General features: G+C 68.1%; 12 protein-coding genes. 9 read left to right on the forward strand and 3 right to left on the reverse strand.

The features are described 5' to 3' along the window. Nucleotides 1–147 precede the first annotated feature (147 nt). The 4 genes from JFB92_RS16645 (at nucleotide 148) to JFB92_RS16660 (ending at nucleotide 2,706) form a co-directional block, all read left to right on the forward strand. Nucleotides 148–1,134 carry an ATP-binding cassette domain-containing protein gene (locus JFB92_RS16645; protein WP_199041320.1) on the forward strand — a complete coding sequence of 329 codons (987 nt, stop codon included), beginning with the start codon at nucleotides 148–150 and terminating at the stop codon, nucleotides 1,132–1,134. Further along, nucleotides 1,131–1,943, forward strand: coding sequence for an ABC transporter permease (locus JFB92_RS16650; RefSeq protein ID WP_199041323.1), 813 nt, complete (start codon nucleotides 1,131–1,133; stop codon nucleotides 1,941–1,943). Before JFB92_RS16645 ends, JFB92_RS16650 begins: the two co-directional genes overlap by 4 nt. Before the next feature lie 86 nt (nucleotides 1,944–2,029). After that, a complete protein-coding gene (locus JFB92_RS16655; RefSeq protein WP_199041326.1) occupies nucleotides 2,030–2,272 on the forward strand; it encodes a hypothetical protein in 243 nt (80 codons plus the stop codon). Next, nucleotides 2,272–2,706, forward strand: a complete 435-nt coding sequence (locus JFB92_RS16660; RefSeq protein ID WP_199041329.1) for a TA system VapC family ribonuclease toxin — start codon at nucleotides 2,272–2,274, stop codon at nucleotides 2,704–2,706. The genes JFB92_RS16655 and JFB92_RS16660 overlap by 1 nt, the downstream gene beginning before the upstream one ends. Nucleotides 2,707–2,766: 60 nt before the next feature. Here the strand turns inward: JFB92_RS16660 and JFB92_RS16665 are convergent, their stop codons facing one another. Continuing rightward, nucleotides 2,767–3,672, reverse strand: coding sequence for an EamA family transporter (locus tag JFB92_RS16665; RefSeq protein WP_199041332.1), 906 nt, complete (start codon nucleotides 3,670–3,672; stop codon nucleotides 2,767–2,769). Between the two features lie 133 nt (nucleotides 3,673–3,805). Here JFB92_RS16665 and JFB92_RS16670 point away from each other — a divergent pair, with 133 nt between their 5' ends. Next, nucleotides 3,806–4,312 (forward strand): MarR family winged helix-turn-helix transcriptional regulator, encoded by a 507-nt coding sequence (locus JFB92_RS16670; protein WP_199041335.1) that lies wholly within the window; start codon nucleotides 3,806–3,808, stop codon nucleotides 4,310–4,312. A gap of 50 nt (nucleotides 4,313–4,362) precedes the next feature. On the opposite strand, the gene JFB92_RS16675 is transcribed toward JFB92_RS16670, so the two are convergent. Beyond that, nucleotides 4,363–5,316 (reverse strand): MBL fold metallo-hydrolase, encoded by a 954-nt coding sequence (locus JFB92_RS16675; protein WP_199041337.1) that lies wholly within the window; start codon nucleotides 5,314–5,316, stop codon nucleotides 4,363–4,365. 370 nt (nucleotides 5,317–5,686) lie between these two features. On the opposite strand from JFB92_RS16675, the gene JFB92_RS16680 reads away from it, so the two are divergent. The 4 genes from JFB92_RS16680 (at nucleotide 5,687) to JFB92_RS16695 (ending at nucleotide 9,702) form a co-directional block, all read left to right on the forward strand. Further along, nucleotides 5,687–6,700 carry a substrate-binding domain-containing protein gene (locus JFB92_RS16680; RefSeq protein WP_199041340.1) on the forward strand — a complete coding sequence of 338 codons (1,014 nt, stop codon included), beginning with the start codon at nucleotides 5,687–5,689 and terminating at the stop codon, nucleotides 6,698–6,700. An 81-nt stretch (nucleotides 6,701–6,781) separates the two neighbouring features. Next, complete coding sequence (locus tag JFB92_RS16685; RefSeq protein ID WP_199041343.1) at nucleotides 6,782–7,144, forward strand: YciI family protein; 363 nt, start codon at nucleotides 6,782–6,784, stop codon at nucleotides 7,142–7,144. 9 nt (nucleotides 7,145–7,153) lie between these two features. Beyond that, nucleotides 7,154–8,437: an RNA polymerase sigma factor gene (locus JFB92_RS16690; RefSeq protein WP_199041346.1), complete on the forward strand. Its 1,284-nt coding sequence runs from the start codon at nucleotides 7,154–7,156 to the stop codon at nucleotides 8,435–8,437. Nucleotides 8,438–8,610: 173 nt separating this feature from the next. After that, complete coding sequence (locus tag JFB92_RS16695; RefSeq protein ID WP_199041349.1) at nucleotides 8,611–9,702, forward strand: LPXTG cell wall anchor domain-containing protein; 1,092 nt, start codon at nucleotides 8,611–8,613, stop codon at nucleotides 9,700–9,702. A 113-nt stretch (nucleotides 9,703–9,815) separates the two neighbouring features. Here the strand turns inward: JFB92_RS16695 and JFB92_RS16700 are convergent. After that, nucleotides 9,816–11,113 (reverse strand): fibronectin type III domain-containing protein (locus tag JFB92_RS16700; RefSeq protein WP_199041352.1); only part of this gene is annotated, 1,298 nt, incomplete at its 5' end.

Consider the following 11,113-nt stretch of genomic DNA (forward strand, 5'->3'; position numbering starts at 1 on the left):
TCCCAACACACGCGTACCGGCCGAAACGCGGTCGAGTGTCGGACCGGCGTTGCATGATCATGAGATGCGGGGGCCGCACCGTCCCCGCCTCGGGAAACCGGAGTCCAGCCGGTCCCGGCATTGCGAACGAATCCGAAGGAGGACGACGTGTCGCAGGACAACGCCATCGAAACCGAGGGGCTGACCAAACGCTTCGGCGACCTGATCGCGGTCGACCACGTCGACCTGGCGGCCCGCTCGGCCACGGTGCTCGGCATCCTCGGCCCCAACGGGGCCGGGAAGACCACCACGGTACGCATGCTCGCCACCCTCTCCGAGCCCACCGCCGGAACCGCCCGCGTCGGCGGCTTCGACATCGTGCGCGACGCCGCCCGCGTCCGCAACCTCATCGGCCTGACCGGCCAGTTCGCCGGGGTCGACGAACTGCTCACCGGCGAGGAGAACCTGCTGTTCATCGGCAGGCTCCTGGGCATGAGCCGCCGCGATTCGCGCTCCCGCGCTCGCGAGCTGCTGGCCCAGTTCGAGCTCTCCGACGCCGCCGAGAAGGCCGTCAAAGCCTATTCGGGCGGCATGCGCCGCCGCCTCGACCTGGCCGCGAGCCTGGTCGGGCGCCCCAGCATCCTCTTCCTCGACGAGCCGACCACTGGCCTCGACCCGCGCGCCCGCGGCGAGCTGTGGGGCCTGGTCCGGTCCCTGGTCAGCGACGGCACCACGGTCCTGCTGACCACCCAGTACCTGGAGGAAGCCGACCAGCTCGCCGACGAGATCGCCGTGATCGACCGCGGCAAGGTCATCGCCACCGGCACGCCGAACCAGCTCAAGGCCAAGGTCGGCGGCCAGTCGCTGCGCATCCAGCCCGACGACCCCGACCGGATCGACCAGGTCCGCTCGATCGTGGCCGAGACCGCCCCCGACCTCGACCCGGTCATCGAGGGCCCGGCGATCACCGTCGGCGTCAACGAGGAGACGATCATGCCGCGCCTGGCCGCCGAGCTCCAGTCCCGCGGGGTCGCGCTGGCCGAGTTCCACCTCGGGCTCTCCAGCCTCGACGAGGTGTTCCTGACCCTCACCGGCCACCGCGCCGAGTCGGACGAAGACGAGCAGGCCGCCGAGGCCGAAGAGGAGAAGCAATGACGACCGCCGCTCTCGACGCCCCGACCGCCGACGTGGCCGGGCGCCCGAACCCGGCCGACACCGTCCGCCAGATCCTCTCGATGGCCTGGCGCCAGATGGTCCGCATCAAGCACAACCCGTTCGAGCTGGTCGACCTCTCGCTGTCGCCGGTGATGTTCCTGCTGCTGTTCGTGTACGTCTTCGGCGGGCAGATGGCCGGGTCGACCACCGAGTACCTCCAGTACGTCCTGGGCGGCCTGATCGCCCAGAACGCGATCTTCCTGACCATGTACACCGGCACCGGCATCAACGCCGACCTGCGCAAGGGCGTCTACGACCGCTTCCGGTCCCTGCCGATCGCCCGCTCGGCCCCGCTGGCCGGGAAGATCTTCGCCGACATGTTCAAGCAGGTCTGGTCGATCATCGTGATGCTCGGCCTCGGGCTCCTGATGGGCTTCGAACTGCGCAGCGTCTTCGGAGCGCTGCTGGCGGCGGTGATCCTGGTGGCCTTCGCGCTGGCGATCTCGTGGGTGTCGGTGCTCATGGGGGTCCTGGCCGACTCCGAGGAGAAGGTCCAGATCTACGCGTTCGTAGTGATCATGCCGCTGACGTTCACCTCGAGCGCCTTCGTGGACGTCCGGACGATGCCGGGCGTCCTGGAGACCTGGGCCAACGTCAACCCGGTCACCCATCTGGCCGACGCCATGCGCGGCCTGCTCTCCGACGGACCGATCGCCGAGCCGCTCGGCTGGACGGCCGTGTGGGCCGTGGTGATCCTGGTCGTCACCGCCCCACTGGCGATGCGCGCCTACAAGAAGAAGATGGTCTGACTCCGGCGTGTCTGATCTGCTTGTGATCCTCGATTTCTTAGCATCAAATCATCAATTCGTGTAAGAATTGATGTATGAGAACTACCGTGACCATCGAAGACAGCATTGCGGTCCGTATTGAAGGGCTGCGGGCGGAGCGGCATATGACCTTCAAGGAAGCGATCAATCAGATCCTCAACCTCGGCCTTGACGCGTGGGACGGCCCCGGCGACCGTGCCGAGGAGAGGAGCGTCTGGACGACTCCGATGGATCTCGGCGGACAGGTGCTCCCGTATCAGGCCAATACGGCAGAGATGCTCGCTCTCGCTGAGGGCGAGGATTACAAGTAGTGTTCCTGGTCGATGTCAACGTCCTCGTCTATGCGGTGGATCCTGACCAACCGAGACATGCGGCCGCGCTGGAATGGCTGGAGGAACGGCTGAACGGCCGCGGTAAGACTGTCGGCCTGCCTTGGGAGACCCTCCTGGGGTTCATGAGGATCACCACCAACCCGAGGATCTTCCGAACCCCGGCCACCACGGAGCAGAGCTGGGGCCAGGTCGACGAATGGCTGTCGAGCCCGGCCTCTTGGATACCGATTCCTGGACCGGGCCACAAGAACATCCTTGATCGCATCATGAGAACTGAGCGGCCGGTTGCGAAGCTGATCCCTGATGCCCATCTTGTGGCACTGGCGATCGAGCATGGACTTACGGTCGCCAGCGCGGACACCGGATTCGCCGAGTTCAAAGACGTCAGATCGGTTGATCCGACCAGGCCATGACCGAGACCGGTGGGAATGCCGGGCCCCGTCGGCTCTGTACTGAACTCGGCGTGGCCCGCGCTATGCGTTGGACAGCTCGGGGGTCTTGAGAATCGTGGGCGCAGCCGGGGTGCGCGGGCGGGTGTGCAGTTGGCCGGCGACCGTCGCGCCTAGGGCCAGGGCGAATCCCGCGGTCTGCCAGGCGGTGAGGGTCTGGCCCAATACCAGCCAGCCCAGCAGCGCGGCGGTCAGCGGTGAGAGTAGGCCCAGGAAGCTCAGCGGGACCACCGAGAGTCGGCCCAGGCCCCGGAACCACAGCCAGTAAGCCAGGGCCGTGCCCACCAGTCCGAGGTAGACGTAGCCGCCCACGTTCGCCGCCGTGAGCTGCGGCATGCCGCCTTCGGCCAGGAACGGCAGCGGCGCCAGCAGCAGGCCGCCGGCCGTGAGCTGCCATCCGGCGAGTGCGGCGGGTCCGGCGTTCGGCGGCATGCCCCACCTCTTGGTCAGCACCAGGGCCGCCGACATCGCGACCGGTCCGCCGATGCCGGCGATCGCGCCGACCGTGTCGAGGCGCGCGCTGGCGGTCAGGACCACCATCGCCACGCCCGTGACCCCGGCCAGGGCCAGCAGCCAGGTGCGCAGCCGCACCCGCTGGTGCAGGATGAGGATCGTCCCGGCGGCGGTGGCCAGTGGGCCGACGGCCGCGGCGACGGCGGCGACGCCGCCGGGGAGCCGGTAGGCGGCGATGAAGAGCAGCGCGAAGAACGCGGCGATGTTGAGCGCGCCGATCACGGCCGACTTCCACCACCATGAGCCTCGCGGCAGGCGGCGTGACAGGACTATGAGCAGCAGTCCGGCGGGCAGGGCCCGCAGGAAGCCGGTGAGGAAGGGCCGGTCCGGCGGGAGGAATTCGGTGGTGACCAGGTAGGTCGTGCCCCACAGGGCGGGGGCCAGGGCGGTCAGGACGATGTCGCGGGTGCGGCTCACGGGGTGCCTCCTCAAAATGGCTTGTTACAAAGTAGCTTAGTCACAAGATACTTTTAGTCAAGCTGCTTGAAGTTGAGTTACATCACGCCGAGGTACGTCAGCGGCCGCCGCCGACGTGGGCGAGAATGTCCCCATGGCCGAACCAGACGCCGTCGACCGAATCATCGAGCAGTGGCACCGGGAGCTGCCCGACCTGCCGCTCGAATCCATGGCCGTATTCGGCCGCATCCACCGCATCTCCGAGAAGCTCGGCGCCCAGCTCCAGCACGTCTACGCCGCGCACGGCATCGCCCGCAACGAATTCGACGTCCTCTCCGCGATCCGCCGCTCGGGCGAGCCGTTCATCCTCTCGCCCAAAGAGATCAGCGCGACGCTCATGCTCAGCTCGGGCGGCCTGACCGGCAGGCTCGACAAGCTCGAAGCGGCCGGCTTCATCGAACGCCTGCCCGACCCTGCCGACCGCCGCGGCATCAAGGTCCGCATGACCGAGCGCGGCCGCGAGGCCATTGAGGACGCCGCTCGCGCCGGAGTCGCCTACCACAGCGAGAAACTCGCGACCCTCGACGCCGACGAACGCGAACGACTCGGCGAGCTGCTGCGCAGGCTCCACGGCGCATTCGACGATCAGCCGCTCGGCTAATCCACGATCGACCATTCTCGGAACCCGTCGATTCGTTCCGCGTCGGCCGGCTATTCGCCGTCGTCCGTGTAGTCCATCGAGTCGAAGATGTAGACCGGCGCCCACGGGGCCATGTCGAAGGCCGGATTGCCCATGGGACTGGCCGCCGCGGCGGTCTGGTCGACCGGGGGCGGCGGCTCGGGCACTTGAATCGGCGGGGGAGGAGCCAGGAGGCGACTGCGTTCGAGGGCCGTCCGCATCGTCTTGGCGTCGAACGGCGAGTGCGCGGCGGCCTCGTCGGCGGGCACCGTCCCCTGCGCGACCTCCCCGCACAGCCGTGCCACCTCCGCCAGGTCCCGGGCCTGCGACCGCGCCCACCAGTAGTCGCCGGGCTCGCCGTGGCCGGGCACGACCGTGCCCGGCCTCCAGCTCAGCAGGTACTCCACCGCCTGCGGCCAGTGGTAGGGGAAGGCGTCGTCGTACTGGGGCGCGGCTCCCTGCTCCAGCAGGTCCCCGGCGAACAGGACGCCCGCGTCCGGAACCTCCACCACCATGTCGTTGTCGGTGTGCGCGAGCCCGACCTGCCGCAGCACCACCGTCCGCCCGCCCAGGTTGAGGCCGACCGCGCCGGTCACCCGGCAGTTCGGCGGTACCAGTCGGGACCTCCCGATCCGGCGCGCGGCCTCCTCGCGGCCCTCCCGCCGGTACTTCGCGGCCCACTTCTTGCGCTGCTCGTCGCCGAAGCCGATGTAGTGCGCCCCGTCGGCGACGGCCCAGATCGACGACTCCCCGAACGCCGCCGTACCGAACCAGTGGTCGAAATGGTGGTGCGTGTACGCGATCTGCCAAGGCAATGGTGTGAGCTCTCTCACTGCCAGCGCGAATTCGTAGCCGTGGTCGGCGTCCACACCGGTGTCGATCACCAGGCAGCAGTCGTCCCCCGCGACCACGCCCAGCGAGAGGTCCAGCTCTTCACTTCGCCGCACCCACACCCGGTCGGCGACCTCCACCCAGCGGTCAGACATGACCGCAATCGTATGCGCCCCCGCCACCTGAGCGCCGCGCCGCTTCGGCCGGGGGGCGCCGACGGCGCCGACCACCGAGGTTCTACCGTCGGTGCCGACGGCCATTCCAGCGACAGCGCCGTCGACGGTCGAGCCGGTTCACTCGCCCCTTAGGACACGATTCGATCACGGAATGAGCCAATTGTTGGGAATCTGTCTCGTGTAAGTTTCCAGGGGAAATGTCGCCCCTTTTCGTACGAAGGAGTACATCCCCATGTACCTCAGCCGCCGCCGATTGCTGTACGGCACAGCAGGCGTCGCCGCCACCTCTCTGGCAGGATGCTCTGCGGGCGAAGAAACCACCGAACTCACCGGGTTCACCGGTATTTCGATGCCCACCAAAACCTCTGAACGCTGGGACATCGAGGGCGCCGCCCTCGAGAAGCAGCTCACCGACTTCGGCTACCAGGCCATCCTCGAATACGGTGACGACGACCCCGAGAAGCAGGTCGAGCAGATCCAAGGGATGGTCGACCAGGGCGTCGAATTCCTCATCATCGCCGCCATCGACAACCGCTCCCTCGGCGAGGTCCTGGCCTCCGCCAAGGACAACGGCGTCTACATCATCTCCTACGACCGCCTCATCCTCGACACACCCGACGTCGACTACTACGCCTCGTTCGACAACTACCAGGTCGGCGTCCTCCAAGCCGAGCACATCCTCCAGCGCCTGAACGTCGAAGAGGAGTCCGGGCCGTTCAACGTCGAGCTGTTCTCCGGCGCCTCCGACGACAGCAACTCGCAGTACTTCTTCCAGGGCGGCCTCGACACCCTCGAGCGCTACACCTACGACGGCACGATCCGCATCCTCTCCGGGCAGACCGAGCAGGGGGAGACCTCCACCGAGCGCTGGAGCGGCGCCGTGGCCATGGAGCGCATGACCGGGCTGATGGAGGATTACTACGAGGACGAGCGGCTCGACGCCGTCCTCTGCCCCTACGACGGCATCAGCCGCGGCGTCATCTACGCCCTCGAAGACTGGGGCCTGACCCCCGGCTCCGACGACTTCCCGGTCATCACCGGCCAGGACGCCGAGGCCCTGTCGATCCAGCTCATCCGCGACGGCGAAGGCCAGACCCAGACGGTCTTCAAGGACACCCGCGACCTGGCGGGCGTCGCCTCCGGCATGGTCAAGACCATCGTCGGCGGCTCCGAACCCGAGGTCAACGACCTCGGCACCTACGACAACGGCTTCAAGTTCGTGCCGGCCTTCCTCCTCGAGCCGGTCAGCATCGACGAGTCGAACTGGCAGGAGGAGCTCGTTGACAGCGAGTACCTCACCGAGGAGGAGATCGACGACGCCGTCGAGCCCCAGGCCGAGGAATACGACCCCCCGCGGAACTAGTTCCGCCGCGGGTGTCGAATCGGCCCCGCCCCGATCGACCCAGAGGTAAGAAGGCCGAAGACAACCCGAAGGAGCAAGGCCATGCGCTACCTCATCAACGTCATCCACGAGGGCGAACTCGACGAGTCCAGTGCCCCAGCCCAGCTGTTCGAGGACATGGGCGCCTATGTCGGCAAGCTCGCCGCCGACGGCGTCCTCGTCGACGGCGCCGGACTCGAGCCGACCGAGAAGGCCACCCGCGTCGTCCTGAACCAAGGCGACGTCAAGACCGTCGACGGACCGTTCGCCGAGGCCAAGGAATGGGTCGGCGGCTACTTCCTCGTCCAGTGCCGCAGCCAGGCCGAAGCGGTCGAGATCGCCAAGGGCTCGATCGAGATCCACCGCAAGAACGTGCCGGACTGGAACGTCGTGCACGAGGTCCGGAGGATCATCGACGAGGAGTAGCCTCGCCGCATGAGTCGCGCACAGGCCGATGTCGTCTCCGAGACGGTCGAGGCGGTATGGCGGATGGAGTCCGCCAAGATCATCGCCGTACTCGCCCGCACGGTGAACGACGTCGGCCTGGCCGAGGAACTCGCCTCGGACGCCGTCGTCGCCGCCATCGAGCAGTGGCCCGAAGACGGCGTCCCCGACCGGCCCGCCGCCTGGCTCATGGTCACCGCCAAGCGCCGCGCCGTCGACCGCATCCGCCGCGACCAGAACCTCAAGACCAAGTACGCGCGCGTCGCCACCGAACTCGAAGCCTCCGGGCAGACCGAGGACCCCATCGCCCACGCCGAGAGCGAACTCGACGACGACATCGGCGACGAGCTGCTGCGCGTGATCTTCTGCGCCTGCCACCCCGTACTCACCGTCGAGGCCCGCACCGCCCTCACCCTCAAGGCCGCCGCCGGACTCACCACCGGCGAGATCGCCCGCGCCTACCTCACCGGCGAACCCACCGTCGCCCAGCGCATCGTGCGCGCCAAACGCAAGCTCCAGAAGGCCGGGGTCACCTTCGAGGCCCCGACCGCCGCCGAGTTCGGCGAACGTCTCGAAGCCGTCCTGGAGGTCGTCTACCTCATCTTCAACGAGGGCTACACCGCCACCGGCGGCGGCGAGCTGATGCGCCCCGAACTGTGCGAGGACGCCCAGCGACTGGCCCAGCGCCTGACCGCGCTCATGCCCGACCAGCCCGAGGTCCTCGGGCTGGCGGCCCTGCTGGACTTCCAGGCGTCCCGCACGCGCGCCCGCATCGACGCCCACGGCGACCCGGTGCCGCTGCCCGAGCAGGACCGGACCAAGTGGGACCGCCTGCTCATCCGCCGCGGCCTGGCCACGCTCCACCGCACCAGCACTTCCAGCGAAGACCCCGGGCCCTACCGCCTCCAGGCCGCGATCGCCGCGTGCCACGCCAGGGCCTTCAAGGCCGAGGAGACCGATTGGCGGCGCATCGCCGGGCTCTACTCGCGGCTGCTGTCGGTCCAGCCGTCTCCGGTCGTGGCCCTCAACCGCGCGGTCGCCTTCGGGCTCGCGTTCGGTCCCCAGACCGGTCTCGACCTGCTCGACCAGTTGGCGGACGTGTCGTCCCTGAAGGACTACCACCTGGTTCCGGCCGTGCGCGGAGAGATGCTCGAACGCTTGGGGCGCAAGGCCGCGGCGGCGACCGAATTCGACCATGCCGCGGAACTGACCGACAACGAACGCGAACGCGCCCAACTGCGCCGCCGCGCCGCGAGTCTCAGAGCAGGGCTCTGACCCCGTCGAACGCCTTTGGGACCTCGCTGGGGTCCGTTAGCAAATCGTTATGCGACCTTTCCTCGCGGTGGCGCGTGTCCTGATTGATAAAGTAACTCGCGCCGATCGAAGCTCTAGCCGATCGCGCGACGCCCCAAGATCTCCCCATTGAAAAGCATCTATTTAGGAGCATCATGAACCGTACCCTCAAGCGGGTGCTGGGACTGACCGGCAGCGTGGTCGTTGGCCTCGCCGGTGCAGTCACGTTCGCCTCCGCGGCGCAGGCTCACCACCCCGAGGTCTCCGGCACCGCAGATTGTGTCGACGGCAACTGGGAAGTGACCTGGACGGCCACCCTCATCGCCCCCCCAGGCGACGACGTCCCGGACGGTGTGATCACCGCGATCAACCCGACCGAGCCCGCGATCGACGGCGACCTCCAGGTCGGAGCCACCGGTCCCCACGGCGCGGCCTTCACCGGCGTCCAGACCTTCCCCGGTGACACGACAGAGGCCAGCCTCACCGTCGCCGCCGAGTGGGACTACGAGGGGGACCAGCACGACGTCAAGGACGAGCGGACCGGCACGGTCGAGTTCAAAGGCACCTGCGAGGCCGACGAAGAGCCCGAGCCCGAGGTCCCTGAGACGAGCGTCGGTTACTCCAGCGACTGCTTCGCCATCACGATCACCGCTTCCAACAGCAACCCCGAGGCCCTGGCCGAGTTCACCTTCACCCCGAGCGAGGGTGAGCCGGTGACCGGTAAGCCCGAGGTCGAAGAGCCGCTCGTGCACACGTTCCTCGTCGTCGACCCTGACTCGGAGTTCTCCGTCACGGTGACCGCGGGCGAGGAAGAGCTGGGCGTCTTCGACTGGGAAGGACCGGCCGACTGCCCGGTGTTCGATGTCGCCGAGTCCTGTGAGGGACTCACCTTCGACGTTGAGGTCCCCGCCGAGGGCACCGAGACCACCTTCACCGTGGTCACCAGCGAGGGCGACGAGTACAGCCTCACCGTCGCCCCCGGCGAGAGCGACACCATCGAGGTCCCGGTCGAGGCCGACTCCATCACCATCGACTGGTCCTACACCGACGGCAAGTTCATCCAGCCCGGTACGTTCGACTGGGAGAAGCCCGTCTGTGACGAGGAGACGACCCCGGCCGCCGACGAGCAGCTGCCGACCACCGGTTCGTCGCAGACCATCATGATCAGCGCCGCCGCCGCCCTCGTGGTGGCCGCCGCCGTGCTGTTCGTCGTCGCGCGCCGCCGCCGCGCCGTGCAGGACTGGTAGAACGACCCCTTCGGTTCGAGCCTGAAAGGCTCTTAGCGAAGAACAGGGGCCCGCAGCCGATCGGCTGCGGGCCCCTTCGTCCCCACCGGGTCTTCAGAATCGCGGTCGTCCGGTCACAGCGTGAACGTCACCGAGGCGGAGTCGCTTCCGGCCACGTTCTCGATCGTGACGGTCAGCGTGTACCTGAACCCCTCGGTCCCATCGAAGTAGTAGTAGTTGCACGGGAGCGCGCGTCCGATGACGGAGCTGGCGACTTCTGGGCGATCGCCCGATCCCACCCATTCGGATTCATTCTCGTGTTCGCACTCGACCGTTCCGTCACCGTCCGAGTAGGTGGTCGTCAAGTCGGCTCGCTCTCCTTCGATGCCCGATACCGAGAGGCTGATCTCGGGGGCGGCGACCGTGCTCGCCGCATCCGTCGCGGCGTCGGACTCCCCGGCCTCGTTCACGGCGGTCACGCTCACGTCGACCTGCTCGCCGTCGCCGTAGCCGCTCAAAGTGATCTCGGTGCCGGTGACCTGCTGCGTCCGTCCGTTGGCCGTCACGTTGTAGTGCTCGATGTCCCGGCCGTTGTTGTCGGGCTGGCTCCAGGACGCGCTCACCGCCCCCGCCTGGTCCTTCACCGTGGTGACGCTGAGACCACCGGGCGCGTCCGGGGTGGTGTACGGCGTGACGGACTCCGACTGCGGGGAAGGCTCGGAGGCCGCTTCCCCGGCCAGGGTCCTGACGGTGAACGAGTAGCGGTCCCCGGTGTTGAGCTCTCCGGGAGCGAAGGTGTGGTTCGTGCCGGCGGTCTCGGCGAGGACCTCGCTGCCGCCGTTGGAATCGACCGATTCGATCCGGTAGCCGGTCACCGTGTTGCCCTGGCCGTCCGCGGCGTCCCACGACAGGTCCACCGACCCGTCCGAGTCCGCCACGGCGTTCACCGCCCCGACCGGGTCTGGCACGTCGGCCGTCGGCGCCACCGGGGCCGAGGTCGCGGTCGGTCCGGCGCCCTCTGCGTTGTGGGCGGTCACGGTGAACGTGTACGTCTCACCGTTGGTGAGCCCGTCGACATCGAAGGTCCGCCGTCCCGGAGCGATCTCCCAGGTCCGCCCGTCGCCTTCAACCACGTACTTGGTCAGCGCCGAGCCGTTGTTCCGCGCCGCGTCCCACGACAGCGACACCAGGCCGTCGCCGCCGACGCCGTTCAGTGCGGTGACCGCGCCCGGGGGAGTGGGGTCGGGCGTCTCCTCTTGGCCTTCGTCGTCTTCTCCTTCGGATCCACCGTCTTCATCGCCGCCGTCATCGCCGTCTTCGTCGCCGGACTCATCGGACTCGTCGGCGTCGTCGGGCGGAGGGACATTGCCTCCTAGAATGTCGTCCCGGCTCTTCTCGGCGATTTGGGCGGTGCCGTCGGAGGAGACGACCA

Source organism: Glycomyces salinus (assembly GCF_016428645.1).
Classification (GTDB): Bacteria; Actinomycetota; Actinomycetes; order Mycobacteriales; family Micromonosporaceae; genus Glycomyces; species Glycomyces salinus.

Coding starts and splice junctions, on each gene's coding strand:
- JFB92_RS16650 (WP_199041323.1), top strand. CDS start 1,131: ATGACGACCGCCGCTCTCGACGCCCCGACCGCCGACGTGGCCGGGCGC.
- JFB92_RS16690 (WP_199041346.1), top strand. CDS start 7,154: ATGAGTCGCGCACAGGCCGATGTCGTCTCCGAGACGGTCGAGGCGGTA.
- JFB92_RS16675 (WP_199041337.1), bottom strand. CDS start 5,316: ATGTCTGACCGCTGGGTGGAGGTCGCCGACCGGGTGTGGGTGCGGCGA.
- JFB92_RS16680 (WP_199041340.1), top strand. CDS start 5,687: ATGCCCACCAAAACCTCTGAACGCTGGGACATCGAGGGCGCCGCCCTC.
- JFB92_RS16695 (WP_199041349.1), top strand. CDS start 8,611: ATGAACCGTACCCTCAAGCGGGTGCTGGGACTGACCGGCAGCGTGGTC.
- JFB92_RS16670 (WP_199041335.1), top strand. CDS start 3,806: ATGGCCGAACCAGACGCCGTCGACCGAATCATCGAGCAGTGGCACCGG.
- JFB92_RS16685 (WP_199041343.1), top strand. CDS start 6,782: ATGCGCTACCTCATCAACGTCATCCACGAGGGCGAACTCGACGAGTCC.